The organism is Microbacterium dauci (assembly GCF_030065535.1).
In the GTDB taxonomy this organism is placed as follows: Bacteria; Actinomycetota; Actinomycetes; order Actinomycetales; family Microbacteriaceae; genus Microbacterium; species Microbacterium dauci.
Map to the genome: position 1 here is coordinate 79,695 of NZ_JASJND010000001.1, position 26,040 is coordinate 105,734.

Here is a 26,040-nt window from a genome sequence, read left to right on the forward strand (position 1 = left end):
CCGCAGAAGTGAAGGAAGTCTGTCGTGACCGACATCGATTGGGACGAACTCCGAGCCGTGGCCGTCGAGGCCATGGAACGCGCGTACGCGCCGTACTCCCGCTACAAGGTGGGCGCCGCAGCCCTCGTCAGCGACGGCCGCATCGTCTCCGGCTGCAACGTCGAGAACGCCTCGTACGGCGTCGGCCTGTGCGCCGAGTGCGCGCTCGTGGGCGACCTGCACATGAGCGGCGGCGGTGAGCTCGTCGCGTTCGTGTGCGTGAACGGCGACGGCGAGACGATCATGCCGTGCGGCCGCTGCCGTCAGCTGCTGTACGAATTCGCCTTGCCCGGGATGCTGCTCGAGACGGTGTCCGGCATCCGGACCATCGACGAGGTGCTGCCCGACGCGTTCGGTCCGCGCGACCTGGAGGCTGCACGATGAGCGCCGTCGAGCCGTTCGACGCCGTCGACGTCATCCGCACCAAGCGCGACGGCGGCGCCGTCGCCGAAGACGCGCTGCGATGGATGATCGACGCATACACCCGCGAATACGTCGCCGACTCGCAGATGGCGTCGTTCGCGATGGCGGTGCTCCTCAACGGCATGAGCCGAGACGAGATCCGCGTCATGACCGACGCGATGATCGCGTCGGGGGAGCGGATGAGCTTCGCCGGCCTCGGCAAGCCGACCGTCGACAAGCACTCCACCGGCGGCGTCGGCGACAAGATCACGCTGCCGCTCGCGCCGCTCGTGGCATCGTTCGGCGTCGCCGTCCCGCAGCTCTCCGGTCGCGGGCTCGGCCACACCGGCGGCACCCTCGACAAGCTCGAGGCGATCCCGGGCTGGCGCGCGGCGCTCAGCAACGACGAGATGATCGCGCAGATGCGCGGCGTCGGCGCGGTCATCTGCGCCGCAGGCTCGGGTCTCGCCCCTGCCGACAAGCGCCTGTACGCGCTCCGCGACGTGACCGGCACGGTCGAGGCGATCCCGCTCATCGCGTCGAGCATCATGTCGAAGAAGATCGCCGAGGGCACCGACTCGCTCGTGCTCGACGTGAAGTTCGGCTCCGGCGCGTTCATGCAGGACGTCGACAAGGCCCGCGAACTCGCCCGCACCATGGTCGCGCTCGGCACCGACTCCGGTGTCGCGACGACCGCGCTCCTCACCGACATGAACACCCCGCTCGGTCTCGCGATCGGCAACGCCAACGAGGTCCGCGAATCGGTCGAGGTGCTCGCCGGCGGCGGCCCCGCCGACGTCGTCGAACTCACCGTCGCCCTCGCGCGCGAGATGCTGGCGCTCGCGGGACAGCCCGACGCCGACGTCGAGGCGGCCCTCCGCGACGGCCGTGCGATGGACAGCTGGCGCGCGATGATCGCCGCGCAGGACGGCGACCCGGATGCCGCCCTCCCCACGCCCCGCGAGACGCACGTCGTCACCGCACCGACGTCGGGCGTCGTCACCCGCATGGAAGCGCTGCCGTTCGGCGTCGCCGCGTGGCGCCTCGGCGCCGGCCGCGCCCGCGCGCAGGACCCCGTCATCCACGCCGCCGGGATCGACCTGCACGTGAAGCCCGGCGACACCGTCACCGCCGGACAGCCGCTGTTCACCCTGCTCGCCGACGATGAGCAGCGCTTCTCGCGCGCCGCCGAGGCGCTCGAGGGCGCGTGGGAGATCGGCGCCGACGCACCGGCATCCACACCGCTCGTCCTCGAACGCATCACCGCCTGACCCTCCCGGAGGAGACCACCATGTCCATCGACCAGCACGGCGACGCGAAGCTCCAGGGGGTTTCGATCCGATCGCTGCCGAAGGTGTCGCTCCACGACCACCTCGACGGCGGTCTGCGCCCGCAGACCATCATCGAGCTGGCCGACGAGATCGGGCACGAGGTCCCCGAGGCCGCGGCCGATGACCTCGCCGACTGGTTCGAGGACCAGGCCGACTCGGGATCGCTCGTCGAGTACCTGAAGACGTTCGACCTGACGATCGCCGTCATGCAGACGAAGAACGGCCTCCGTCGCGTCGCGAAGGAGTTCGTCGAAGACCTCGCCGCGGACGGCGTGATCTATGGCGAAGTCCGCTGGGCGCCCGAGCAGCACCTCGCCGGCGGGCTCAGCCTCGACGAGGTCGTCGAAGCCGTGCAGGAGGGTATCGAAGCGGGGGAGGATGCCGCCGAGGCATCCGGCCACGACATCCGTGTCGGGCAGCTCATCACCGCCATGCGGCACGCCGACCGGTCGCTCGAGATCGCGAAGCTCGCCGTCGCGCACCGCGGTCGCGGCGCGGTCGGGTTCGACATCGCCGGCGCCGAGGACGGGTTCCCCGCGTCGAAGCACCGCGAGGCGTTCGACTACCTCGCCGCGAACTTCTTCCCCGTGACGGTGCACGCCGGTGAGGCCGCTGGGCTCGACTCGATCCGCTCGGCCATCCTCGACGGCCGTGCGCTGCGGCTCGGCCACGGCGTGCGCATCGCCGAAGACCTCGACGTCGTCGAGGAGAAGGGCGACGAGGTGCAGGTGCGTTTCGGCGACCTGGCTCGCTGGGTGCGCGATCGCGAGATCCCGCTCGAGTTGTCGCCGTCGTCGAACCTGCAGACCGGCGCGATCGCGAAGTGGGGCACGCAGCTCGAGGACCACCCGTTCGACCTGCTGTACCAGCTCGGCTTCGCCGTGACGGTCAACGTCGACAACCGGACGATGAGCCGCACCTCGCTGACGCGCGAGCTGAAGCTGCTCTCGGACACGTTCGAGTACACCCTCGACGACCTTGAGGCCTTCCAGCTCAACGCCGCGGCCGCCGCCTTCCTCACCATCGAGGAGCGCGAGGAGCTCATCGAGCTCATCGGCGAGGGCTTCGCCGGCTGACCCATAGCGCCGCTTCGCGGCCCGGCGGGGCATTGGTGGTCGCCGCACCAACTACGGAGTTTTCGGAGCTCGAGGCCGGAAGAGGTCGGTCTTTCGGATCAGTGTGCGCGATTCTCCGGAGATATTGCGCGGGCAGCGAGGATCTCGGCGATGTCGCTTCGGACTGCATCGCGCATGTACATGATGTCCTCGGCGATTGGGCGGATCGTCACGTAGCCCAACTTCGCGGCTGCGATGTCCCGACGCCGGTCCCGCCGTTGCTGGTCCCATCCCTCGTGGTGCGCCTTGCTGTCGCACTCGATGATCAACCACCCATCGACCACGAAGTCCACACGGCCGACACCGGGGATGACGACCTGCGTCGCGAACGTGCATCCCAACGAGCGGAGGATCAGTCGAAGCAGGCTCTCGGGTCCTGACTCGGCGCGACGGTCGAGGAGGCGTCTCAGGCGACGGTGGCGTCTCGGCAATCGCGCCATCACACGCTCTAGCGCGTCGTGATCGATGTGGCCGAGGTGCCAAGCGCTGTCTAACGTCGCGACTGCAGCGCGAGGTTCCTGGCACCGGACTGCTTCGGCCAGCGCCGATTCGACATCAGTCGTCGTCGCATGCGATGGCCGCTCGGTCGTGCGCCAATGGAGTCGAACGTCGTGCGGCATCTCCGGGAGATGGCTCGCATGAGGTTCGACTTGGAGGTGGAGGCGGTCTGGACTCAGGACGAAGACACCGAGGGCTCGGAGCAGTGAGACGCAGTCGAGTCGAGCGCCGAGCTCGACGGCGCGGAGGAGCTCGGCATCGACATCGGAAGGAAGGTAGCGTCCGCGCCGCGCGCGGCGGAGGCTGCCGCTTCGGACTGCTCGGTCGATGTCCGCGCGTCGCAGCCCGCGCGAAATCAGGTCATCCCTGGAGAGCGTCAGCGGAATGAGCATGCGTGGCATCCCGCCACGATGGACGCCCCGACGCGGTTGCCGCGCCGGTTTCGACCAACCGGTGGACTACCGCTGCCCGCACGGCGATGGGGAGAAGCGTCGGCACGCCGACAACAACTCCGGAGAACTCCTGCGGAACCTGTCGCTGGAGGCGGTGTCACCCACTCAGAGGACGAATTCTCCGGAGTTGTTGCGAGCGCGGCCGGGCGCGCGCGCGGCGCGCGGGTCAGACGCCGAGCTCGGCCTGACGGGCGAGGACGGCCTCGACGAGGCGGGGCGTGAGCGGGTGGTCGGCTTCGAGGCCCGTGACGGATGCCACGAACGCGGCCGCATCCTCACCGCGAAGGCGCTGCTGCAGCTCGACGGCCTGGGGGTCGGCGGCGTCCTGGAAGCGCAGCGCAGCGGCGACCGCGGCGACGAGCCCGTCGACCGACAGACCACGCTCGGCGGCTGCCGACGCCGGTCCGATGAAGCGCTCGTGCCGCGAGAGCTTGCGCAGCGGCTGCCGTCCGACGCGCTGCACGGTGTCGGGCAGTGCCGGGTTTGCGAAGCGCTGCAGGATCGTCGCGCGGTACTCGGCGAGTTCCGCAGGGTCGAGGCCGTGCACGGCGCTCAGCAGGGCCGAGGTCTCTTCGAGCGCGGCGCCGACCTTCGCGGCGATCTCGGGGTCGGCGAGGGCGTCGGAGATGCGGGTGATGCCCGCGGCGGCACCGAAGTACGCCGTCGCGGCGTGGCCGGTGTTCACCGTGAAGAGCTTTCGCTCGATGTACGGTGCCAGGTCGTCGACGAAGTGCGCGCCGGGGATGTTGGGCAGGCTGTCGGCGAACGGCCCCTGCTCGATGGCCCACTCGTAGAACGGCTCGACCGTGACGTCGACGCCGCCGTCCTCGGGCTGGCCGGGGACGATGCGGTCGACGGCGGTGTTCGCGAACACGGCACGGCTGGACAGTTCGGCCCAGTCGTCGCCCGCGCGCTGCTCGATCTCGGCGCGGAGCGTGTCGGTCGCGCCGATCGCGTTCTCGCAGGCCATGACCTGCAGGGGAGCGGATGCCGCGTCGCGACGCCGCAGCCCGGCGAGGATGCTGGGCGCGACGAACGGGAGGATGTTGGGGCCGACGGCCGTGGTGACGACGTCCGCGGTCGCGATCTCGTCGGCGACGCCGTCGGGATCGGTCTGGCTGTTGATGGCGCGGAAGCCAGTCACGACCTTGTCGGCGCCGCCGACACCGACCTCGTGGACGGTGTACTCACTGACGCCGTTGATGGTGTCGACGAGGGTGGGGGCGACGTCCGAGAAGACGAGGTCGTAGCCGCCCTCGTGCAGGAGGAGCCCGACGAAGCCGCGGCCGATGTTGCCGGCGCCGAAGTGGACGGCTTTCATGCCTCGTTCACCGTGGCGAGGATCGCGTAGAGGTCTTCGGGGGTCTGCGCGGCCTTGAGCTTCGCGACGTCGTCGTCCTCCGAGAAGAGGAGGGCGATCTGGGAGAGGATCTCGAGGTGCTCGTCGCCCTTGCCGGCGATGCCGACGACGAAGGTGACCGGGTCACCCGACCAGTCGACGCCGCCGTCGTAGCGGACGAACGAGAGCGCCGAGTCGAGGATCGTCTCCTTGGTCTCGTTGGTGCCGTGGGGGATCGCGAGCTCGTTGCCCATGTAAGTCGACACGGCGACCTCGCGCTGCTGCATCGCGTCGAAGTACGCGCCGGTGACGGCACCGGCGGCCTCGAGGATGTCGGCGGCCTCCTTCATGGCCTGCTCCTTGGTGGCGGAGCCGGTGTGGATGCGGATCTGTCCGAGGGTGAGTACTTCGCGGGCCATGAGTTCCTTCTTCCGTGTCGTGCGTGTGAAAACGGGCTGCGGGGCCGGGACCATTGTCTCCGACCCCGCAGCGGTCCGCATCAGGCGTCGTGCTGGCGACGCACCATGTCCACGACCTCGTCGTACTTCGGCGAGTTCATGAAGTTGTCGACCGAGACGTGGATGGCGTCGGGGTTCTGACGCTTCGCACGGTCGGTCAGCTGCTGCTGGGTGATGACCAGGTCGGCCGTGCCGTCGAGGTTCGCGATCGCCTTGTTGACGACCGTGACATCCTCGATGCCCGCCTTCTTGATCTTGTTGCGCAGGACGCTGGCGCCCATCGCGGAGGAGCCCATGCCGGCGTCGCAGGCGAAGACGATCGAGCGGATCTCCTTCGCGTCGGTTGCGACGGCGCCGGACTCGGATGCCGCGGCGGCTGCACCGGCGCCACCGAGCACGCTCGTGGCGGCCGATGCCTTGCCCTTGTTGGCCTCGTTGCGGGCGATGGCCTCGGCGAAGCCGCTCTGACCGGCCTCCTCACGGGCGAGGTCGCGCTTGCGGCTCGCGATGAGGATGACGGCGGCGACCGCGAAGGTGACACCTGCCGAGATGACGACCGACAGGATGACGCCGAGGTGGCTGCCCGGTGCAGTCTGGATGAGCACCGCGAAGATCGATCCGGGGGATGCCGCGGCGACGAGGCCGGACTGGAAGATCGCGTTCGTGGCGACACCCGAGGCGCCACCGGCGATGAGCGCGAGGAGCAGTACGGGCTTGGCGAGCACGTACGGGAAGTACACCTCGTGGATGCCACCCAGGAACTGGATGATCAGCGCGCCGGGGGCGGTGGCGCGTGCGGCACCGACACCGAAGAACGTGATCGCGAGCAGGAGGCCGGCGCCGGGGCCGGGGTTCGCCTCGACGAGGAACAGCAGGCTGCGACCGGTCTCGAGCGACTGCTGGCTGCCGAGCGGGGTGAACACGCCGTGGTTGATGGCGTTGTTGAGAAACAGCACCTTCGCCGGCTCGACGATGATGCTCGCGAGCGGAAGGAGACCGTTCGAGATCAGCCAGCCGACGGCACCACCGAGGGCGTCGGTGACGGCCTTCATGACGGGCGCGAGCCAGAAGAACGCGGCGAGGGCGGCGAAGAAGCCGACGAAGCCGGCGCTGAAGTTGTCGACCAGCATCTCGAAGCCGGCGCGGATCTTGCCCTCCCAGAGCTTCTCCACGTACTTCAGGGCGAGGGCGGCGAGCGGGCCGATGATCATCGCGCCGAGGAACATGATCGTCCCGTTGGCGCCGACGATGACGCCCATCGCGGCGACGGCGCCGACGACGCCACCGCGCACGCCGTGGACCATACGGCCACCGGTGTAGGCGATGAGCGAGGGCAGCAGGTACGTGATGATCGGGCCGACGAGGCCGACCCAGATGGTGCCGTCAGCGGTCTCGCCGCCGCCGAGCATGCGGGAGTCGGCCCAGCGCCACGCTTCGACGGGGCCGTTCTGGCCGACCCATCCGGTGTCGATGAACAGGGCGGTGATGAGACCCCAGGCGATGAACGCCGCGATGTTGGGCATGACCATGCCCGAGAGGAACGTGCCGAATCGCTGAACGGCGACGCGGGCACCTCCCCGGGCGGGTGCAGACGTCGTTGTCATGTGATCAGTTCTCCTTCGGGTGCGCCGCAGCGTCCTGTGCTGCGGTACGGGCGGATGCCGCGTCGGATGCGGCGAGCGCTGCTTCGGCGATGCGCTTGGCGTCGTCGAGACTGTGGTTCAGCAGGGTGGCCCGGACGTCGGCGAGCGCCGTCGGTGCCATGGACAGGGTGGTGGCGCCGAGGCCGACGAGCACGACGGCCAGGAGCGGGTCGGCCGCAGCCTCGCCGCAGATGCCGACCGGCTTGCCGTGCTTCGCGCCGCCGTCGCCGGTCGTCTTCACCAGCTGCAGGACCGCGGGGTGCCACGGGTCTTGGAACGACGAGACCGAGCCGAGCAGGCGGTCGGCGGCGAGCGTGTACTGGGTGAGGTCGTTGGTGCCAATCGAGGCGAAGTCGGCGTGCGCGAGCACCTTGTCGGCGAGCAGGGCGGACGAGGGGACCTCGACCATGACGCCGGCGGTCTTGATGCCGTACTCCCTCGCGATCGTCACGAAGTACTCGGTCTCCTCGACGGTCGAGACCATCGGGGCCATGACCCAGAGGTCGGCCTCGGTGGCGGCATCCGCATTGGCGAGCGCCGTGAGCTGCTCGCGCAGGATGTCTTCGCTGGCGCGGAGGGCGCGGAGGCCCCGAAGGCCCAGCGCGGGGTTCTCCTCGTGCGCGTCGTTGAGGAACGCGAGCGGCTTGTCGGCGCCGGCATCCAGTGCGCGGACGACGACCTTCTTGCCGGGGAACGCAGCGAGCAGCTCGGTGTACGCCTTCGTCTGCTCCTCGACCGTCGGCGCCTGCGACGAGCTCAAGAAGAGGAACTCGGTGCGGAACAGGCCCACGCCCTCGGCGCCGAGCTCGACGGCCTTCGCGGCGTCGGCGGGCTTGCCGAGGTTGGCGAGCAGCGGCACGGCGGTGCCGTCGGCGAGGGCGCCCGGGGTGATGGGGGCGTCGGCTGCGGCGGCACGGTCGGCCTCGCGACGCTCGGCCTGCGCGATCTCGTCGGCGGTGGGCTCGGTCGTGACGATGCCGGCGGCGGCGTCGACGATCACCGTGTCGCCGTCGGCGAGGCCGGATGCCGCGGTCACACCGACGATTGCGACGATCGACTTCTCGCGGGCGAGGATCGCCGTGTGCGAGGTCGGACCACCCTCGGTCGTGATGAGCGCGAGCACCTTGTCGAGGTCGAGCAGTGCGGTGTCGGCGGGGGCGAGGTCCTTCGCGACGAGGACGAACGGGTGACCGGGGTCGGGGACACCGGGAGCTGCGACGCCGCGGAGTCGCGCGATGACGCGCTGTGCGACGTCGTCGAGGTCCGCGGCGCGCTCGCCGAGATACCCGCCCATCGCGGCGAGCTGGTCGCGGAACGAGGCGAACGCGTCGAAGACGGCGAACTCGCCGGTCTTGCCGGCGGCGAGGCGGGTGCCCACTTCGTCTTCGAGCGCCGGGTCCTCGGCCATCATGGCCTGGGCCTCGAGCACCTCCTGCGCAGCGCCGCCGGCGGTCGCGCCGCGTTCTTCGAGCTCGCGGGCGACCGCGGCGATCGCCTCACGCACGCGGGCCGTCTCAGCGTCGGCGCCGAGCGCGCTGGGCACGTCCTCGGGCGCCGGCAGCGGCTCCGCCATACGTGCGATGGGGCCGTGGGTGATGCCCAGGCCGATTCCTACTCCTCGAAGCTCAGTCATGGATCCCTCAGGCGTCGTGGTCGGTCGTCAGCAGTTCGGTCAGGTCGTCGAGGACCTGTTCGGCGTTCGCGCCGTCGGCGGTGAGCGTCACGTAGTCGCCGTTCTCGGCACCGAGCGAGATGACGCTCAAGATGCTCGCGGCGTTGACGGGCGCGCCCGACCCCTTCGAGACGGTCACCGGGATGCCGGCATCCTTCGCGGCCTGTGCGAACAGCTTCGCCGGGCGGGCGTGCAGCCCGTTCGACGATCCGATCCGCACCGTGCGGGAGGCAGGGGTGCTCATCAGGGGGTCCTTTCGGTCGTGGCGGCGGCGTCCGCCAGGGCGAGAGCCCGGGAACCGTCCCGGTCGCCGAAGATGTCCTCCGGCAGTAGCACTGCGAACGCGCCTCGGGCGGCGGCGTCGTGCTCCACGTCGGAGAGGGCGAGACCCAGATGCGGACCGACCAGCACCACGTCTCCTGCACCGAGCTCCGAGGCAACCATGCCCGGAGTACCGGCCACGACGATCACGTCGCGCGACCGCTGCTGTGCGGCCTGCCGCACGCGGTGTGCGACGAACGTACTCGACGCACCCGCGCCACAGACGACGAGGATCTTCATCGATCCGCCTCCTTGTCTCTCCGCAATTCTGGGCGCGCCGGTTCACAGGAACAACCCAGGTGTTCTTCCGCGGGGGAGGAAGGCGGGCTTCCGCGGTGGAGGAAAGGCGCGCTTCCGCAGCGGCGGAACACCCTCGCGCGTGCGCGCCCGCCCGCGGGTGCGCGTGGTTGACTGGTTCCGTGAGCCGGGCGAGACAGGACCGCGTCATGGCGCTTCTCTTGCGGGAGCCCGCCTGGCGCACGGCCGGCGAGCTCGCCGACCTGGTGGGCGTGACGCCCCGCAGCATCCGCTCGTATGTCGCAGCCCTCAACGCTCGGGTTCCCGGAGCGGATGCCGTGGAGTCGGGGCCGTCCGGGTATCGCGTCGGTCCCGGGGCGTCGGGCGCGGTGCGCGCCGACGCCGCGGAGGAGACCCCGCGCGACCGGATGTACCGACTGGTGCGTGAGATCCTCGATGCCGAGGACGGCATCGACGTCTACGAGACGGCGATGGCCTTCCACGTCAGCGAAGCCACCCTCGACGGCGACCTCGGCCGCGTGCGGGCCCTGCTCAGCGGCACGCAACTGACCCTGGAGCGTTCCGCAGCTCGGGTGCGGCTCATCGGGACCGAGGCGGCGCAGCGGCGGCTGCTCTCCCGCCTCGCGCACGAGGAGATGGAGCAGGGCGCGTTCGACCTGCGCGCACTCCGGCGCGCGCTCGGTGAGCAAGCCCTCCACACGACGGAGCTCGTCGCGTTCAAGGTCGATCTCGTCGCCGGTCTCGGAGAGCTCGGCTACCTCGTGAACGAGTTCGGCATCGGCGACGTCATGATGCACGTCGCGATCACCGCAGATCGGGTGAGTCGCGGCCACGCCCTCGACGAGGTCGTCGCCGGTGATTCCTCTGCCCGGTCCCGGATCGGCGTGCTGCTCGACGGCCTCGCCCGCCGGCACCTCGGTGTCCAGCTCGGCGACGGCGACCGCGACCACCTCGCGGCCCTCGTGCAGACCCGGGTGGTCGCGCCCGGCGCCGCCGAACCCGACGCCGTCATCCGCGATCGGCTCGACCCGGGCATCGAAGATGCCGTCCGCACGGTCGTCGCGCGCGCGGCATCCGAGTTCCTCGTCGACATCGACCACGAGGACTTCGCGCTCCGGCTCGCGCTGCACGTGCAGAACCTGCGGCACCGGGCGCAGGACCAGGCCTGGTCACGCAACGCGCTGACACGGTCGCTCAAGTCGAGCTACCCGATGATCTTCGAGGTCGCCGTGTACATCGCCGAGCAGCTCCGCGAACTCATCGGCGCACCGCTGTACGAGGACGAGATCGCCTACATCGCGATGCACGTCGGCGGACGGCTCGAGCGCTCTCGGCAGGCGGGCCGCCTGCTGACGGCGACGCTGGTGTGCCCGGGGTACTACGAGATGCACGAGCTGCTGCATGCGTCGATCGACCGCGCCCTCGGCCGCGAGATCGAGGTCGTCGCCGTCGAGACGCGCGCCGACCCGGACTGGCGCGGCATCGACACCGACCTCGTGCTGTCGACGATCGACCCGCCAGCGCCGGGGGAGCGGATCGTCCGCATCCAGCCGTTCCTCACCGAGAACGACGTCGAGCGCGTGCAGGCCGCCGCTGCCCGTGCGCGTCGCGCGCGCCGACTCGCGGGTCTCCGCGCCGAGCTCGAGCGCTACTTCTCGCCCGATGCGTTCGTCGGCCGGCTGCCCGGTGACGCCGACGAGGAGCGGGTCATCCACGAGCTGGGCAGCCTGCTCTCGGCGCAGGGCGTCATCGGGGACGACTACGTGGCACGAACCCTCGAGCGCGAGCGCATGTCGTCGACCGCGTTCACCGACGCGCTCGCCGTCCCGCACGCCATCGGCATGACTGCGACCCGCACCGCGATCGCGGTGGGGCTCGCCGACCCGTCGATCCGGTGGGGCGAGGGACGCGTGCAGGTCGTCGCGATGGTCGCATTCTCCGACACCGACCGCGAGGCGTTCCAGACGGTGTTCGAGCAGCTCGTCGAGGTGTTCAGCGAGCGCGAGAGCGTGCAGCGGATCGTCCGCCGCGGCACGACGTTCCCGGCGTTCCTGGACGAGTTGGTCGCCGTCGTCGACGGCTGAGCGGCGCGCGCGTCAGTGCTTCGCGAGCGCGGCTTCGAGGCCGAGTCGGATGCCCGCCCACTCGTGGGGGAGCACCGAGTACACGACGGTGTCGCGGAGGCTCCCGTCGGGGCCGAGCTGGTGGTTTCGGAGCACGCCGTCGCGCTTCGCGCCGAGGCGCTCGATCGCGGCGCGCGACTGCCGGTTGTGCCACGACGTGCGGAACTCGACCGCGATCGCATCGCACGCCTCGAACGCGTGACCGAGGAGCAGCAGCTTCGCCGACGTGTTGACGCCCGTGCGCTGCACCGTCGGCGAGAGCCAGGTGTAGCCGATCTCGACGTGGCGGTTCCTCTGATCGACGTTGCAGAACGTCGTCATACCGACCGCGCGGCCGTCGTGGACGACCGCCCACGGGTTCATCCGACCGGCATCCCGTTCCGACAATCGGTGCGCGATCTCATCCGGGACGGATGCCGGCACCGACGTGTACCACGCGTACTCGAGGCCGTCCCGCGCGACCGTCAAGTCTGCGGCGTGGGCCTGATCGAGCGGTTCGAGACGGACGGCGCCGCGCTCGAGGACGACGGGATCGGTGAGCTGCACGCGACGAGCCTACCGACGGCGTGTGAGCGCCCTCGCCGAGAAACCATTCCGGCGCGACAAACCACCCCCGCGCTGGCTTCTCGCGGCGAACGTGGTTTCCCGTGGCGGACGTGGTTTCTCGATGGAGCGCGCCCGTATCAGGCGGATGCCACGAGCTCGCGGGCGCCCGCCTCGAGCGCGGCCAGCCGCGCGGCGGCATCCGCTGCGGAGTCGCCACGGACGTCGAGGTACGCCTTCAGCTTCGGCTCCGTGCCGCTGGGGCGCACGATGACGCGCGACCCGTCGACGAGCCACACCCGGAGGACGTCGCCGGACGGCTCGCCCGGCGCGGCGGCGAGCAGGTCGTCGATCCGGTCGACGGCGACGCCGCCGATCGACGCGGGCGGCGCGGCGCGCAGGCCCGCCATGATGCGGCCGATGACCGCGAGGTCGTCGACGCGCACCGAGACCTGGCCGCTCGCGAAGTGGCCGAACGTGTCGGCGAAGCGGGCCAGGACGTCGGCGAGCGTCTCGCCGGCCTCGCGAGCCTCGGCGATGAGGCCGAGCATCGCGACGGCGGCGGAGATGCCGTCCTTGTCGCGGACGGTGCCGGGGTTCACGAGGTAACCGAGCGCCTCTTCGAAGCCGTAGACGAGCTCGGGCGCGCGCGAGATCCACTTGAACCCGGTCAGCGTCGCCGAAAATCCCAGCCCGTAATGCTCGGCGACGGCCTGGAGACCGGGGGAGGAGACGAGCGAGCACGCGAGTGTTCCGCCGTGTGCCGTGCGCGCCGCGCGCCAGCCGAGGAGCAGCCCCACTTCGTTGCCGGTGAGGCGGCGCCAGCCGCCCGCGGCATCCGGGATCGCGACGGCGAGTCGGTCGGCGTCGGGGTCGTTCGCGAGGATGAACTCGGCACCCGAGGCGCTCGCCGTCTCGTATGCGAGGTCCATCGCGCCCGGTTCCTCGGGGTTCGGGAATGCCACGGTCGGGAATGCGCCGTCGGGCTCGATCTGCGCCGCGACGACCGTGGGCAGCGGGTACCCGGCGGTCTCGAGGATGCGCTGCAGCGTCTCGTGGCCGACGCCGTGCATCGCGGTGTACGCCCACCGCATGCCTGCAGCGCCGGCGGGTGCGGGCGCGACCAGTACGGTCGCGGCGACATACGCCTCGACCACCGACTCATCGGCGATCTCGTAGGCATCGGACCGCGGCACTGCGGCGAGGTCCGCGCGCGCGGCGACGGCGTCGATGTGCGCGGCGATCTCGGCGTCGGCAGGCGACACGATCTGCGCACCTTCGTCGGCGCCTCCGAGGTACACCTTGTAGCCGTTGTCGTCGGGAGGATTGTGGGATGCCGTGACCATGACGCCCGCGCTCGCGCCCAGGTGCCGCACCGCGAACGCGAGGACCGGCGTCGGCAGCAGCCGCGGCAGCAGGATCGCGCGGAGCCCGGCACCGGCGAAGATCTCGGCGCTGTCGCGCGCGAAGACGTCGGAGTTGCGGCGACCGTCGTACCCGATGACGACCGTCGGGGTCGCACCCGGCTCGCGCTCCCGCAGATACGCCGCGAAGCCTGCGGCGGCCTGCCCGACGAGGACGCGGTTCATGCGGTTGGATCCTGCGCCGAGCGCGCCGCGGAGGCCCGCAGTCCCGAAGGCGAGGCGCGAGCCGAAGCGGTCCTCGAGGTCGGCGAGGGCGCCGGCGTCACCGGCATCCCCTCGCTCCACGATCGCGGCGAGCTCGGCGCGCGTGACCTCGTCGGGATCCTGCGCGAGCCACGACCGCGCAGCGTCGAGCACGCTCACAGCACGCCGATCACGCGAGCCAGCAGGTCGGAGATGACCGGCTCGGCGTCGCGACCCGCCTCGAGCACCTCCTGGTGGCTGAGCGGCGTCGTCTGGATGCCCGCGGCGAGGTTGGTGATCAGCGAGAACCCGAGGATCTCCATCCCTGCCTGGCGCGCGGCGATCGCCTCGAGCGCCGTCGACATGCCGACGATGTGGCCGCCGATCGCCTTCGCCATCTGCACTTCCGCCGGGGTCTCGTAGTGCGGGCCACGGAACTGGCAGTAGACGCCCTCGTCGAGCGTCGGGTCAATGCTGCGGGCCACATCGCGCAGGCGCGTGGAGTACAGGTCGGTGAGGTCGACGAAGGTGGCGCCCTCGAGCGGCGAATCGGCGGTGAGGTTGATGTGGTCGCTGATGAGCACGGGCTGGCCGGGCTTCCACGTCGGCTTGATGCCGCCGGCGCCGTTGGTGAGCACCATCGTCTTCACGCCGGTCGCGGCCGCGGTGCGGACACTGTGGACGACACGGCGGGTGCCGTGCCCCTCGTAGTAGTGCGTGCGCGCACCGATGACGAGCACGCGCTTGCCCTTGGGCGTGAGGATGCTGCGGAGCGAGCCGACGTGGCCGGCGAGCGCGGGCTTGCTGAAACCGGTCACCTCGGTCGCGTCGAGGGTCGCCGTCGTCTCGCCGATCAACTCGGCGGCCTTGCTCCACCCGCTGCCGAGCGTGAGGGCGATGTCGTGCTGGGGGACGCCGGTGAGGCGTGCGATGTCCGCTGCGGCGGTGGCTGCGACCTCGAAGGGGTCGGCGGAGGGGTCGTCGAGCGGGTGGCTGTCGTCGCGCATGGTCCCACTCTAGGAAGGGAAACGGGTCAGGGCCAGGCGGCTCGAACCTGGCGCGAAGGCTGGAAGAATGGATGCCATGTCTGTGAGCTTCGAGACCACGCAGAGCGTCGCGATCATCGGCGGTGGCCCGGGCGGCTACGAGGCGGCGCTCGCCGCCGCGCAGCTCGGCGCCGAGGTGACCCTCGTCGAGCGGGCCGGCGTCGGCGGCTCGGCCGTCATCACCGACGTGGTGCCCTCGAAGACGCTCATCGCGACGGCGGACGCCGCCGTCAACATCCGCGGTGCGTCCGATCTCGGGGTGCAGCTGTTCGCGCGCGGCGCGCACGACAAGCCGCTCAAGCCCGAGATCGCGATCAACCTCGCGGCGGTCAACAAGCGGTTGCTCTCTCTCGCGCGCCAGCAGTCCGACGACATGCGCGCGCAGCTCGTCGACGCGGGTGTCCGCATCATCTCCGGGCATGGACGCCTCGACGGCACCCACGCCGTCGTCGTTTCGACGGATGCCGGTGGGACCGACTTCGACCGCGTCGAGGCCGACACGCTCGTCGTCTCGGTCGGTGCGTCGCCGCGCGAACTCGACAGCGCGAAGCCCGACGGAGAGCGCATCCTCACCTGGACGCAGCTCTACAACATGAAAACGCTGCCCGAGCACCTCATCGTCGTCGGCTCGGGTGTCACCGGCGCCGAGTTCGCCGGCGCCTACATGAACCTCGGTGCGAAGGTCACGCTCATCTCGAGCCGCGACCAGGTCCTCCCTGGTGAGGACTCGGATGCCGCAGCCGTGATCGAGAAGGTCTTCACGCGCGGCGGCATGACGGTCCTGTCGAAGTCGCGCGCCGACAAGGTCGAGCGCACCGCCGACGGCGTCGTCGCGACGCTCTCGGACGGCCGCACCGTCGAGGGCAGTCACTGTCTCATGGCCGTCGGCTCGATCCCGAACACGGCGGGCCTCGGGCTCGAGGAGGCGGGAGTCCAGCTCACCGACTCCGGGCACATCCAGGTCAACCGCGTCGCCCGCACCTCGGTGCCCAATATCTACGCCGCGGGGGACTGCACCACGTTCCTGCCGCTCGCCTCGGTGGCATCCATGCAGGGACGAATGGCGGTGTTCCACGCCCTCGGCGATACCGTCATCCCGCTCGAGCGCCATCGGGTGACCGCCAACATCTTCACCGCGCCCGAGATCGCGACGATCGGCCGGCAGGAGCGGGACATCGAGTCGGGTGCGATCAACGGCATCGTGCACAAGCTGCCGCTCGCGGCGAACCCCCGCGCGAAGATGATGGGCGTCAAAGACGGCTTCGTGAAGATCATCGCCCGCGAAGGCTCGGGCACGGTCATCGGCGGCGTCATCGTGGCGCCGCGTGCGTCAGAGCTGATCTACCCGATCGCGATCGCGGTCGAACGTCGCCTCACCGTCGACCAGCTCTCCCGCGTCTTCGCGGTGTACCCGTCGCTGTCGGGCAGCATCACCGACGCGACGCGCGCGATGCACCAGGTCGGGCGCGACGAGGACACCTTCGCCTGACTCGGGCAACCCCCGTCGGTTTCGCGCGTTCCCCGGGTTAGGGTGATCTGGTCTGGGGGGACCGGAGAAGCTGTGCCCAGAGCGAGTCGCAGGATCGTCGTGACCGGCATCGTCGGCGTGCTGATCGCCGCGTTGTGCGCCGTTCCCGCCGATCGGGCTGCCGTCGCAGCCGTCCCGCCGACACCGGATGCCACTGTCTCGCCGGCACCCGCCCCGACGTCTTCGCCGGCCCCGACGTCTTCAACGTCCCCGCCGACGCCCGTCGCGCCCGAACAGGGCACACCGACGCCGATCGTCACGCCCACCACGACACCCTCGTCCGAGCCCGTTCCCCCGCCCGCGCCGACGCCGGCCGAGCCATCCCTCGAAGACGACCACGAGCACGACCATGCGACGGACGGCCCGACCGAGCCGCTCACGCGAGAATTGCCGTTCAACTCGCCCTCGGTGCTGGACCAATCCGCATCGTCGGGAGTCTCGACGATGCGGCTGAACGTCGCGGCGTACGGTCCGCAACCCGTGTTCCGGCTCCCGTTCGCTCCGGGGCTCCGATGGGGCGCGAGCGGATCGCACGCCGATAGCGACGGCATCCACCGCGGCGCCGTCGATTTCGCACCGCTCAGCTCATCGGACAGGCGGGTGCTGACGGTGGCCTCGGGCATGGTCTACCGCGTGAGGTGCGGCGACGGCTGGTTCCTCGGCGTCGACCACGGCGGAGGCTGGATGTCGGAGTACTACCACCTGACGAGTGCGCGCTCGAGCCTCGTGGGGACGTGGGTGGAGGCGGGCACGCACCTCGGGAACGCGGGGCAGACGCTGCCATGCGGCGGCACGCCCGGCTCGACGCCCCACGTGCACCTCTCGATCCTCAATTCCGCTGTCGATGTCCCCAGCGGCAAACGGAAGTACGTCGCGGTGAGCGGCGCGCAGTTCGACAACTACACGCTGAGGGACGCGACCGGCGCGTACGACGGCGCGTGGCGCAATCTCGCCGGAACGACCGTGTTGACGTCCCGAGGCATCACGTGCTGCCTGCGGGCGTCGTCTCGCGTGGGACCTGACCCCACGTGGTCGCCGCTGCTCGACACGGACGGGAACGGTGTCGACGACTACTCGGCGGGAACCGAGCACGACACCGACCTCAACAGCGACGGGAGGCCCGACATCGTCGCCTTCGGCGGCAGCGGCGTCTACACCTCGGCGGGGAACGGCCGCGCCTTCACGGCGGCTCGCCTCGCGAGTGGATCCTTCGGGGGAAGCAGCTGGACGCGGTCGACGCCGCGCCATTCGATCGACGTCAACGGCGACGGCAGGCCGGACATCGTCGGCTTCGGCTCGGCCGGGGTCCACGTCGCGATCGGATCGAGCCAGGGGTACGGGGCCGCACGGCGGTGGACCACCCACTACCGCAGCGGGAGCTCCTGGCGGGTGGGCGTCGAGCAACGGATCGTCGCGGACGTGACCGGTGACGATCGCCCGGACATCGTGGGCTTCGGCAGCGGCGGGGTGTACGTCTCGCGCAACACCGGATCCTCCTTCGCCGCACCGGAGCGGTGGAGCGGGGCCATGGGATCGTCGGCCGCAGCCGGCGGGTGGGTCGAGTCCCTGCATCCGCGTCACGTCATCGACATGGATGGCGACGGCCGTGCCGACCTCGTCGGATTCCGAAACCAGGGCGTGTACGTCGCCCGGAACACGGGGAGCGGCTTCGCCGCGCCGGTGCGATGGTCGACCGGCTTCGGGTTCGACAACGGGTGGAAGCGGGAACCCACGCCTCGACACGTCGTCGACGTCACGGGCGACGGGCTTCCGGACGTCGTCGGGTTCGGCTCGTCTGGTGTGTGGGTTGCGCGGAACACCGGATCGTCCTTCGCTGCGGCGACGAAGTGGACCTCCTCTTTCCGCTCCGCCCCTGACGCATGGCGGGGCGACCGCCACCCGCGAGCGCTCGCCGATGTGAACGGTGACGGCAGGCTCGACATCGTCGGCTTCGGGAAATCCGGCACCGTCGTCGCCGTGAACCGGGGTTCCTCGTTCGCTGCTCCCGTCCTCTGGACCAGGAGCTTCTCCTCGACCGAGTGGACCACAGCGTGGATGCCGCGGGCGATGGTGGACGTGAACGACGACGGACGTGCCGATGTCGTCGGATTCGCGAGAGACGGTGTGCACGTCGCACTCAGCACCGGCTCACGCTTCCGTGCGCCGGTGCACGCCAGCCCTGCATACGGCTGGGAGCAAGGGTGGCGGGTCCAAGGCGATCAGCGCACCATCGCGCAGTGACCGAGGTCACTCCCGCTCGATGACCAGCTCCTGGATCACCGTCGCGTGCAGGTAGGTCTCCGCGGTCGCGGTCGCCCGGATCTCGATCGCGGTGGCATCCGCGCCATCCACTGTGATCTCGTGCGCCTCGCGGTCGCACGGAATCTCACCGTCGGTCCCGACGGTCGCTCCGTCGCTCGAGGTCACGGCTGCGGTGACGGTCGCCACGACGTCACCGTCGTCGTCGCCGAAGCAGCGCACGTCGATGCGCACGAGGGCGGTGTCAGTGTCGAAGTCGAACCGGATGCTTCCGTCGTCGCCCGGACCCACGCTCATCAGCCCGGTGCCGGCGGCGCCCGGGCCGTCCGACTCGGCAGCGACGATGTCGTCCGCCCACGCTTTCGCCTCGTCGAGGTCCACCGTCGGTCCGCTCGCGCAGCCGCCGAGGGCCACCACCGCGATCAGGGTGGTGGCGGCCAGAACACGTGGCGACCTCATGCCCACACGATAGGTGCGCGTGGGCGCGATGTCTCCGGGCGTCAGGAGATCGTGAGCAGGGCGTGACCCGCCGAGACGGTCGCACCGGCCGTCGCGTTGATCGCGCCGACCGTGCCGTCCTTGTGCGCCTGGATCGGCTGCTCCATCTTCATCGCCTCGAGGACGACGACGAGGTCGCCCTTGACGACCTGCTGGCCCTCTTCGACGGCGACCTTCACGACGGTCGCCTGCATCGGGGATGCCACCGTGTCGCCGCTCGCGCCCGTCGTCGCAGATCCCGTGTGCGACCGGCGGGACGGCGGCACGGCCGCGGGGCGACCGGTCGCACCGGGTGCCTGCACGATGCGGTCGGGGAGGCTCACCTCGAGGCGCTTGCCGGAGACCTCGACGACCACGGTGTGGCGAGCCTCGGGCTCGGTGGCGGGGCCGGCTTCGCCGTCCCATGCGGGGATGTCGTTGTCGAACTCGGTCTCGATCCAGCGCGTGAACACGCCGAAGACGCCGTCCTCCGCCGTGTAGGCGGGGTCGCGGACGACCTTGCGGTGGAAGGGGAGGACGGTCGGCATGCCGGCGACCTCGAACTCGTCGAGGGCGCGACGCGAGCGCTCGAGCGCCTCTTCGCGGGTGCGGCCCGTGACAATGAGCTTGCCGAGCAGCGAGTCGAAGGCGCCCGAGACGCTGTCGCCCGCGGTGACGCCCGAGTCGAGGCGGACGCCCGGCCCGCCGAAGGTCTTGAAGACGTGGATGCTGCCGGGGGCGGGCAGGAAGCCGCGGCCCGGGTCCTCTCCATTGATGCGGAACTCGATGGAGTGGCCGACCGGCTGCGGGTCGTCATAGTCGAGCGTGCCGCCCTCGGCGAGGCGGAACTGCTCGCGGACGAGGTCGATGCCGGTGACCTCTTCGGAGACCGGGTGCTCGACCTGGAGGCGGGTGTTCACCTCGAGGAACGAGATCGTGCCGTCGGCGCCGATGAGGAACTCGCAGGTGCCGGCACCGACGTAGCCGACCTCCTTGAGGATGGCCTTGGATGCCGCGTAGAGCGTGGCGTTCTGCTCGTCGGTGAGGAACGGCGCGGGCGCCTCCTCGACGAGCTTCTGGTGACGGCGCTGGAGCGAGCAGTCGCGGGTCGACACGACGACGACGTTGCCCGCGGCATCCGCGAGGCACTGCGTCTCGACGTGCCGGGGCTTGTCGAGGTACTTCTCGACGAAGCACTCGCCGCGACCGAAGGCGGCGATCGCCTCGCGGGTCGCGGACTCGAACATCTCGGCGACCTCGTCGAACTCGCGCGCGACCTTCAGACCGCGGCCGCCGCCGCCGTAGGCCGCCTTGATCGCGATGGGCAGGCCGACCTGCTCGGCGAACGCGAGCACTTCGTCGGCGCCGGCGACGGGGCCGGGCGTTCCGGGGGCGAGCGGTGCGCCGACCTTCTCGGCGACGGCGCGCGCGGTGACCTTGTCGCCGAGCGACTCGATCGCCTCGGGGGAGGGGCCGATCCAGATGAGGCCCGCGGCGATGACCGCGCGGGCGAAGTCGGCGTTCTCGGCGAGGAAGCCGTAGCCGGGGTGCACGGCGTCGGCGCCCGAGCGTCGGGCGACGGAGAGGATCTTCTCGATGACGAGGTAGGTTTCGGCGCTCGTGGAGCCGCCGAGCGCGTACGCCTCGTCGGCGAGGCGGGCGTGCATCGCATCGCGATCCTGGTCGGCGTAGACCGCGACCGACAGCTTGCCGGAGTCGCGGGCCGCCCGGATGATGCGCACGGCGATTTCGCCGCGATTCGCGATCAGCACTTTCGAGATTCGAGTCGTCGCGCTCTGAGGCATGGATTCGAGCCTACCCAGGTGTGGGGCCCGAACTTTGGATCACTCGCACAAGATCGCGCGCGAATCGCTGGGGGAGTCTACGAAGCGTGTGGTGCCCAGAGGTCGGTCCACTCGACCTCGAGGCGTCTGACGAGTGCTCGCACGGTCGACAGGGACATCCCGACGACGGTCGACGGGTCGCCCTCGACGCGCTCGATGAACGCCCCGCCGAGGCTGTCGACGGTGAACGCACCGGCGACCAGCAGCGGCTCGCCGGTCGCGACATACGCGTCGATCTCGGCATCCGTCAGATCGGCTGCGAACGAGACGGATGCCGCGGCGACGGCGTGCGCCTCGCGCAGCGGCGCGTCCGGCGCGACCCGGAACACGCTGTGGCCGGAGTGCAGGGTGCCGGTGCGCCCGCGCATATCGTGCCACCGGGCGCGGGCGATGTCGGGCTCGTACGGCTTGCCGAGGGTCGCCCCGTCGAGTTCGAACATGGAGTCGCCGCCGATGACGATGCCGTCGAAGCCCTCGACCGCGAGCGCGGCGGCGACGTCGGCGGCCTTCGCGCGGGCGAGCAGGAGGACGTGCTCCTCGGGCGGGAGCGTGCGTTCCTCGGTCGCCTCGACGCCGGCGATCATCGCCTCCTCGTCGACCTGCGGCGCGCGCGTGAGGGGCTCGATGCCCGCCTGCCGCAGCAGCATGAGGCGGGCGGGAGAGGTGGAGGCGAGGCAGACGCGCATGCCTCCACGCTAACGCGCCGACTCAGGCCGCAGCGGCCGCCTTCGCGCGTTCGAGGGCGCGCTTGCGCTGGGTGCGGGCATCCTCTTCGAGCTGCTCGGCCTTCGCCTCGTCGCGGGTCAGGTTGACGCCCGTCTCGGGGTCGAAGACGTGGAGCTTGTCGGGCGAGAACCAGAGGGTCGCGGTATCGCCGCCGCGGATCGGACTCATCGAGTCGAGCGCGACGACGAGTTCGGTGCGCATGCTCTCGCCGTCGAGGTCGCGGTCGAGTTCGGCGAGCTTCTCGCGGACCGACCCCTCGACCTCGAACGGCACGTAGGCGTAGAGCACCTCGCCGAGCCACTCCGTCATCTCGAATTCGAGCTCGACGCGGATGCCACCTTCGGGCTCGGTCTCGAGTGTCTCGACGTCGGCGAACGCGTCGGGGCGCACGCCGACGATCACGAGCTTCCGTTCGCCGATGGCGGTGCGGAGTCGGTCGTCGAGCGGCACGTCGATCATCGGGAGTTTCAGGACATCGCCCTCGACGGTGCCGTGCAGGAAGTTCATCGGCGGGGAGCCGATGAAGCCCGCGACGAAGAGGTTCACGGGCTGGTCGTAGAGCCCGCGCGGACTCGCGACCTGCTGCAGTTCGCCGCGGCGGAGCACAGCGACCCGGTCGCCGAGGGTCATCGCCTCGGTCTGGTCGTGGGTGACGTAGACGGTGGTGATGCCGAGCGAGCGCTGCAGGCGCGCGATCTCGGTGCGCATCTGGCCGCGGAGCTTCGCGTCGAGGTTCGACAACGGCTCGTCGAACAGGAACGCGTCCGCTTGCCTGACGATCGCGCGCCCCATCGCGACGCGTTGCCGCTGGCCACCCGAGAGGTTCGCGGGCTTGCGGTCGAGGTGCTCGTCGAGCTCGAGGAGCTTCGAGGCGCGCCGGACGCGCTCGTCGATCTCCTTCGCGTCGACGTCGCTCGACTTCAGCCGCATCGGGAACGCGATGTTCTCGTAGACGGTGAGGTGCGGGTAGAGCGCGTAGTTCTGGAACACCATCGCGAGGTTCCGGTCCTTCGGCGTCATGTCGTTCACGACGCGGCCGTCGATCTCGAGCTCGCCGCTCGTGATGTCTTCAAGGCCGACGATCATGCGCAGGAGCGTCGACTTGCCGCAGCCGGACGGGCCGACGAGGATCACGAATTCGCCGTCGGCGATGTCGAGGTCGACGCCCTTGACCGCGGTGAACCCGTCGTCGTAGGTCTTGACGACGTTCTGGAGGGTGATGGATGCCATGGTGGTTCCTCTCGAAAGCGGGTTCAGCCCTTGACGGCGCCCTGGGTGAGACCCGAGACGATCCGGCGCTGGAAGATGACAACGACCACCACGACGGGGATCGTCACGACGATGGCGGCGGCCGAGATGGCGCCGGTGGGGTCCTCGAACTGCGAGGCGCCGGTGAAGAACGACAGTGCGGCGGGCACCGGACGCGCGGCATCCGTCGATGTCAGAGAGATGCCGTAGACGAAGTCGTTCCAGGCGATGAAGAACGCGATGATCGCGGTCGTGAAGACGCCGGGCGCCGCCAGCGGCACGACGGTCTTGCGGAACGCCTCGAACGGCGTCGCACCGTCGACCTGCGCCGCCTGCTCGAGCTCCCATGGGATCTGGCGGAAGAACGCGGCGAGGGTCCAGATCGAGATCGGGAGCGTGAGCGACAGATACGGGATGATGAGCCCGATCCAGGTGTCGTAGAGCCCGATCGAACGCCACAGGTTGAACAGCGGCGTGACGATCGACACGACCGGGAAGACCGACACCGCGAGGGCGGTCACCAGAATGATGCGCTTGCCACGGAAGTCGAGCCGCGCGATCGCGTAGGCACACAGCGTCGCGAGGATCACGGCGATCGCGGTCGCGATCAGCGAGATGCCGATCGAGTTGCGCAGCGACGTCAGGAACAGCTCCTGGGCGCTGCCGCCGGGCGTGAGGATCTCGGCGTAGTTGTCGAGCGTCCACTCGGTGGGCAGGAGCGTCCCCGAGAAGAGGCCGGACGGCGTCTTGAAGGACGTCATCAGGATCGAGAACACCGGGAAGAGCGACCACACGAGCACGAGTACCGTGATCACGGTCCAGCCGATCCGCTGGGGCCAGGTCATCGCACGCATCAGCTGTTCTTCCCTCCGGCGAGGTCCACTTTGAATCCCTTGATGAAGATCGCCGCGATGATCAGGACGCTGAGGAACAGCAGGACCGAGATCGCCGAGCCGAGGCCGATCTCCAGGCGTCCGATCGACGTGTTGTAGGCCAGCAGCGAGAGCGCTTCGGTGCCGTTCGCGCCGGCGGTCATGATGTAGATGTTGTCGAAGATGCGGAACGCCTCGAGAGTGCGGAACAGTACGGCGACCATGATCGCCGCCTTCATGTTCGGCAGGATCACGCGCCGCATGATCTCGGCGCCGGTCGCGCCGTCGACCTTCGCGGCCTCCTCGAGGTCGCCGGGCACCTGCGCGAGGCCCGACAGCAGCAGCAACGAGATGAACGGCGTCGTCTTCCACACCTCGGAGAGGATGATGACGATCAGCGAGGTCTCCGGATGCGCGAACCAGTTGAGGTCGGGATCGAAGCCGGGGATCCACGACAGCCAGTTGTTGACGTAGCCGCCCGAGTTGATGTCGAACGCGTAGAACCAGGCGAACGCCGCGACGACGGTCACGATGCCGTAGGGAACGAGGATCGCCGTGCGTGCGAGGCCGCGGAGCTTCTTGACCGCGCGGTGCATGACGAGGGCGAGCGCGAATCCGAGGATCAGCTCGAGCACCACGGTGATGACCGTGATGAGCAGCGTCACACCCATCGACTCCCAGAAGGCGGGGTCGCCGAGCACGACGCCGTAGTTCCCGAACCAGATGAGCTCGCGCTCGTCGGGCGCGGTGAGGCGCAGGCTGAACAGCGAGTCGTAGAGTGCCTGCCCGATCGGGTACAGCGTGACGAGCAGCATGAGCCCGAACGCGGGACCGGCCAGCATCCAGCCGAGCCGTGCTTCTGCTCGCGCCCGCTGCGAACGCCGCGGCTTCTTCGCCGGCGTGGTGGTCGTGGTCACAGCAGCCGCTCCCCTCGCAGGACGGCGAGGATGAACTCCGTCGATGTCTTCGGTGTGGTCTCGGGGTCGACCGAGCCGGGCGGATGCCACGTGCGCTGCAGTCCGATCGAGATCTCGTTGTAGTACGGCGTCTGCGGGCGCGGTGCGCCGAGATCGAGCGACTCGCGGATCGTGTCCGCCATCGGGAACTCCTTCTGCACGGCGGCATCCTCGTACGCCTCGGTGGACGAGGGCGGGTTGCCGTCGCTGACGAAGTACTCCGCCTGGTGCTCGGGCTGCACGATGCACGCGACGGCGTCCCACGCGAGGTCCTGGTGCTCGCTGAACGCGCCGACGCCGAGGTTGATGCCCCCGACGGGCGGTGCAGCCTCGGTGCCTTCGTCGACCCGGGGGTACACGGCCCAGCCGAGGTCGTCCGCGATGTCCGGTGCGGCTTCCTTGAGCGCGGGCCAGACGAACGGCCAGTTGACCATGAACGAGCCACCCTCGCGCTGGAACGCCGCGAGCCCGGCGTTCTCGTCGGCCGTCGAGAAGCCGGGGCCGCCAAGGCCGTCCGAGCCGATCCGCTGCAGGATCTCGGCCGCCGCTCGACCCGCGTCGGAGTCGAGGCCGAGCTCCATCTCGTCGGGGGAGGCGTCGGGGTTGGTGAGGATCTCACCGCCGGCGGATGCCACGAGCGCGTTGATCCACACGGTGAGCGATTCGGCCAGGGTGCCCTGCACGCCGAGGACGAGGTCGTTCTCTTCCGCGGCATCCATCAGCTGGTCCCAGGTGACGGGCTGGCTCATGTCGAGTCCGGCCTCCTCGGCGACCGACTCCTGGTACCAGAGCAACTGCGTGTTCGCCCAGAACGGGACGGTGACGAGCTCGTCCTTCCAGCTCGCCGAGTCGATCGCGCCCTGCACGATGCCGTCGGTGTCCTGCAGGTCGTCGGGGACGGCGGACAGGAAGCCCGGTTCGGCGAGCTCGGGGATGAACGGCGGGTCGAGGCTCATGATGTCGATCGAGCGGTCGTTCGCGGCGAGGCGTCGCGCGAGCTGCTCTCGCTGCGACGCGGCGTCGCGGGGGAGGAGCGACGTCTCGATGCGGTACGCCCCGTCGGCCGCCTCGGTGCACTGCTGGGCGATGCGCTCCTGCCCACCGGCATCGGGGTTGATGTACCAGGTGAGGGTCGGTGTCCCGTCGTCAGCGGCGCAGCCGCCCATCGTCGCGGCGAGCACCGCGACTCCGATCCCGGCCAGCCATCTCGCCCGTCGCATCGCGTCACTCCCGCAGTCATCACGGCCGACGATCACTGTCGACCGGCTTCCATCCTCACGACG

Annotated in this window: 23 protein-coding genes; 6 read left to right on the plus strand and 17 right to left on the minus strand. The window is 70.1% G+C overall.

Annotated elements, in window-relative coordinates:
• Positions 1-24: 24 nt before the first annotated feature.
• From QNI14_RS00355 to QNI14_RS00365, 3 genes are read left to right on the plus strand one after another with little or no spacing between them, the layout of a single operon-like run.
• On the plus strand, positions 25-423 hold the full coding sequence (locus QNI14_RS00355; RefSeq protein ID WP_283714201.1) for a cytidine deaminase: 399 nt from the start codon (positions 25-27) through the stop codon (positions 421-423).
• The gene (locus QNI14_RS00360) at positions 420-1,712 is read left to right on the plus strand and encodes a thymidine phosphorylase (protein ID WP_283714202.1); all 1,293 of its coding nucleotides are present in this window, start codon (positions 420-422) and stop codon (positions 1,710-1,712) included. The genes QNI14_RS00355 and QNI14_RS00360 overlap by 4 nt, the downstream gene beginning before the upstream one ends.
• 20 nt (positions 1,713-1,732) lie before the next feature.
• A complete protein-coding gene (locus tag QNI14_RS00365; RefSeq protein ID WP_283714203.1) occupies positions 1,733-2,848 on the plus strand; it encodes an adenosine deaminase in 1,116 nt (371 codons plus the stop codon).
• A gap of 98 nt (positions 2,849-2,946) precedes the next feature.
• Here the strand turns inward: QNI14_RS00365 and QNI14_RS00370 are convergent, their stop codons facing one another.
• The 7 genes from QNI14_RS00370 to QNI14_RS00400 form a co-directional block, all read right to left on the minus strand.
• Positions 2,947-3,228 carry a DUF559 domain-containing protein gene (locus QNI14_RS00370; protein ID WP_283714204.1) on the minus strand — a complete coding sequence of 94 codons (282 nt, stop codon included), beginning with the start codon at positions 3,226-3,228 and terminating at the stop codon, positions 2,947-2,949.
• A 775-nt stretch (positions 3,229-4,003) separates the two neighbouring features.
• Complete coding sequence (locus QNI14_RS00375) at positions 4,004-5,158, minus strand: mannitol-1-phosphate 5-dehydrogenase (protein WP_283714205.1); 1,155 nt, start codon at positions 5,156-5,158, stop codon at positions 4,004-4,006.
• On the minus strand, positions 5,155-5,595 hold the full coding sequence (locus tag QNI14_RS00380; protein WP_283714206.1) for a PTS mannitol transporter subunit IIA: 441 nt from the start codon (positions 5,593-5,595) through the stop codon (positions 5,155-5,157). Before QNI14_RS00380 ends, QNI14_RS00375 begins: the two co-directional genes overlap by 4 nt.
• 80 nt (positions 5,596-5,675) lie before the next feature.
• On the minus strand, positions 5,676-7,238 hold the full coding sequence (locus QNI14_RS00385; protein WP_283714207.1) for a PTS mannitol transporter subunit IIBC: 1,563 nt from the start codon (positions 7,236-7,238) through the stop codon (positions 5,676-5,678).
• 4 nt (positions 7,239-7,242) lie between these two features.
• On the minus strand, positions 7,243-8,910 hold the full coding sequence (ptsP, locus tag QNI14_RS00390; RefSeq protein WP_283714208.1) for a phosphoenolpyruvate--protein phosphotransferase: 1,668 nt from the start codon (positions 8,908-8,910) through the stop codon (positions 7,243-7,245).
• Positions 8,911-8,917: 7 nt separating this feature from the next.
• Entirely contained in the window at positions 8,918-9,193 is a 276-nt protein-coding gene (locus QNI14_RS00395) for an HPr family phosphocarrier protein (RefSeq protein ID WP_283714209.1), read from the minus strand.
• A complete protein-coding gene (locus tag QNI14_RS00400) occupies positions 9,193-9,510 on the minus strand; it encodes a PTS sugar transporter subunit IIB (protein ID WP_283714210.1) in 318 nt (105 codons plus the stop codon). Before QNI14_RS00400 ends, QNI14_RS00395 begins: the two co-directional genes overlap by 1 nt.
• 206 nt (positions 9,511-9,716) lie before the next feature.
• Here QNI14_RS00400 and QNI14_RS00405 point away from each other — a divergent pair, with 206 nt between their 5' ends.
• The gene (locus QNI14_RS00405; protein WP_283714211.1) at positions 9,717-11,612 is read left to right on the plus strand and encodes a BglG family transcription antiterminator; all 1,896 of its coding nucleotides are present in this window, start codon (positions 9,717-9,719) and stop codon (positions 11,610-11,612) included.
• 12 nt (positions 11,613-11,624) lie between these two features.
• Here the strand turns inward: QNI14_RS00405 and QNI14_RS00410 are convergent, their stop codons facing one another.
• From QNI14_RS00410 to QNI14_RS00420, 3 genes are all read right to left on the minus strand, one after another.
• Positions 11,625-12,197 carry a GNAT family N-acetyltransferase gene (locus tag QNI14_RS00410; RefSeq protein ID WP_283714212.1) on the minus strand — a complete coding sequence of 191 codons (573 nt, stop codon included), beginning with the start codon at positions 12,195-12,197 and terminating at the stop codon, positions 11,625-11,627.
• 137 nt (positions 12,198-12,334) lie between these two features.
• Positions 12,335-13,981 carry a phospho-sugar mutase gene (locus QNI14_RS00415; RefSeq protein ID WP_283714213.1) on the minus strand — a complete coding sequence of 549 codons (1,647 nt, stop codon included), beginning with the start codon at positions 13,979-13,981 and terminating at the stop codon, positions 12,335-12,337.
• The gene (locus tag QNI14_RS00420; RefSeq protein ID WP_283714215.1) at positions 13,978-14,808 is read right to left on the minus strand and encodes a purine-nucleoside phosphorylase; all 831 of its coding nucleotides are present in this window, start codon (positions 14,806-14,808) and stop codon (positions 13,978-13,980) included. Before QNI14_RS00420 ends, QNI14_RS00415 begins: the two co-directional genes overlap by 4 nt.
• A gap of 76 nt (positions 14,809-14,884) precedes the next feature.
• Between QNI14_RS00420 and QNI14_RS00425 the strand changes: the two genes are divergently transcribed.
• Both QNI14_RS00425 and QNI14_RS00430 read left to right on the plus strand, forming a co-directional pair.
• A complete protein-coding gene (locus QNI14_RS00425) occupies positions 14,885-16,336 on the plus strand; it encodes an NAD(P)H-quinone dehydrogenase (RefSeq protein WP_430539221.1) in 1,452 nt (483 codons plus the stop codon).
• A gap of 99 nt (positions 16,337-16,435) precedes the next feature.
• On the plus strand, positions 16,436-18,616 hold the full coding sequence (locus QNI14_RS00430) for an FG-GAP-like repeat-containing protein (RefSeq protein ID WP_283714217.1): 2,181 nt from the start codon (positions 16,436-16,438) through the stop codon (positions 18,614-18,616).
• Positions 18,617-18,622: 6 nt separating this feature from the next.
• Here the strand turns inward: QNI14_RS00430 and QNI14_RS00435 are convergent, their stop codons facing one another.
• The 7 genes from QNI14_RS00435 to QNI14_RS00465 all read right to left on the minus strand — a co-directional run bounded on the left by QNI14_RS00435 (position 18,623) and on the right by QNI14_RS00465 (position 25,977).
• The gene (locus tag QNI14_RS00435; RefSeq protein ID WP_283714218.1) at positions 18,623-19,093 is read right to left on the minus strand and encodes a hypothetical protein; all 471 of its coding nucleotides are present in this window, start codon (positions 19,091-19,093) and stop codon (positions 18,623-18,625) included.
• Between the two features lie 41 nt (positions 19,094-19,134).
• Complete coding sequence (locus tag QNI14_RS00440) at positions 19,135-20,916, minus strand: acetyl/propionyl/methylcrotonyl-CoA carboxylase subunit alpha (RefSeq protein ID WP_283714219.1); 1,782 nt, start codon at positions 20,914-20,916, stop codon at positions 19,135-19,137.
• Positions 20,917-20,993: 77 nt separating this feature from the next.
• On the minus strand, positions 20,994-21,641 hold the full coding sequence (locus QNI14_RS00445; protein WP_283714220.1) for a Maf family protein: 648 nt from the start codon (positions 21,639-21,641) through the stop codon (positions 20,994-20,996).
• 22 nt (positions 21,642-21,663) lie between these two features.
• Positions 21,664-22,911: an ABC transporter ATP-binding protein gene (locus QNI14_RS00450; protein WP_283714221.1), complete on the minus strand. Its 1,248-nt coding sequence runs from the start codon at positions 22,909-22,911 to the stop codon at positions 21,664-21,666.
• A gap of 23 nt (positions 22,912-22,934) precedes the next feature.
• Positions 22,935-23,783 (minus strand): carbohydrate ABC transporter permease, encoded by an 849-nt coding sequence (locus QNI14_RS00455; protein WP_283714222.1) that lies wholly within the window; start codon positions 23,781-23,783, stop codon positions 22,935-22,937.
• Entirely contained in the window at positions 23,783-24,718 is a 936-nt protein-coding gene (locus QNI14_RS00460; protein ID WP_283714223.1) for a carbohydrate ABC transporter permease, read from the minus strand. The genes QNI14_RS00455 and QNI14_RS00460 overlap by 1 nt, the downstream gene beginning before the upstream one ends.
• Positions 24,715-25,977 carry a sugar ABC transporter substrate-binding protein gene (locus QNI14_RS00465; RefSeq protein ID WP_283714224.1) on the minus strand — a complete coding sequence of 421 codons (1,263 nt, stop codon included), beginning with the start codon at positions 25,975-25,977 and terminating at the stop codon, positions 24,715-24,717. Before QNI14_RS00465 ends, QNI14_RS00460 begins: the two co-directional genes overlap by 4 nt.
• Between the last annotated feature and the right edge of the window lie 63 nt (positions 25,978-26,040).

Bases quoted from the DNA above. Each gene is read 5' to 3' on its own strand.
- QNI14_RS00360 (WP_283714202.1), top strand. From the start codon at position 420: ATGAGCGCCGTCGAGCCGTTCGACGCCGTCGACGTCATCCGCACCAAG.
- QNI14_RS00365 (WP_283714203.1), top strand. From the start codon at position 1,733: ATGTCCATCGACCAGCACGGCGACGCGAAGCTCCAGGGGGTTTCGATC.
- QNI14_RS00375 (WP_283714205.1), bottom strand. From the start codon at position 5,158: ATGAAAGCCGTCCACTTCGGCGCCGGCAACATCGGCCGCGGCTTCGTC.
- QNI14_RS00380 (WP_283714206.1), bottom strand. From the start codon at position 5,595: ATGGCCCGCGAAGTACTCACCCTCGGACAGATCCGCATCCACACCGGC.
- QNI14_RS00385 (WP_283714207.1), bottom strand. From the start codon at position 7,238: ATGACAACGACGTCTGCACCCGCCCGGGGAGGTGCCCGCGTCGCCGTT.
- ptsP (WP_283714208.1), bottom strand. From the start codon at position 8,910: ATGACTGAGCTTCGAGGAGTAGGAATCGGCCTGGGCATCACCCACGGC.
- QNI14_RS00395 (WP_283714209.1), bottom strand. From the start codon at position 9,193: ATGAGCACCCCTGCCTCCCGCACGGTGCGGATCGGATCGTCGAACGGG.
- QNI14_RS00400 (WP_283714210.1), bottom strand. From the start codon at position 9,510: ATGAAGATCCTCGTCGTCTGTGGCGCGGGTGCGTCGAGTACGTTCGTC.
- QNI14_RS00405 (WP_283714211.1), top strand. From the start codon at position 9,717: ATGGCGCTTCTCTTGCGGGAGCCCGCCTGGCGCACGGCCGGCGAGCTC.
- QNI14_RS00420 (WP_283714215.1), bottom strand. From the start codon at position 14,808: ATGCGCGACGACAGCCACCCGCTCGACGACCCCTCCGCCGACCCCTTC.
- QNI14_RS00425 (WP_430539221.1), top strand. From the start codon at position 14,885: ATGTCTGTGAGCTTCGAGACCACGCAGAGCGTCGCGATCATCGGCGGT.
- QNI14_RS00435 (WP_283714218.1), bottom strand. From the start codon at position 19,093: ATGAGGTCGCCACGTGTTCTGGCCGCCACCACCCTGATCGCGGTGGTG.
- QNI14_RS00440 (WP_283714219.1), bottom strand. From the start codon at position 20,916: ATGCCTCAGAGCGCGACGACTCGAATCTCGAAAGTGCTGATCGCGAAT.
- QNI14_RS00445 (WP_283714220.1), bottom strand. From the start codon at position 21,641: ATGCGCGTCTGCCTCGCCTCCACCTCTCCCGCCCGCCTCATGCTGCTG.
- QNI14_RS00450 (WP_283714221.1), bottom strand. From the start codon at position 22,911: ATGGCATCCATCACCCTCCAGAACGTCGTCAAGACCTACGACGACGGG.
- QNI14_RS00455 (WP_283714222.1), bottom strand. From the start codon at position 23,783: ATGCGTGCGATGACCTGGCCCCAGCGGATCGGCTGGACCGTGATCACG.
- QNI14_RS00465 (WP_283714224.1), bottom strand. From the start codon at position 25,977: ATGCGACGGGCGAGATGGCTGGCCGGGATCGGAGTCGCGGTGCTCGCC.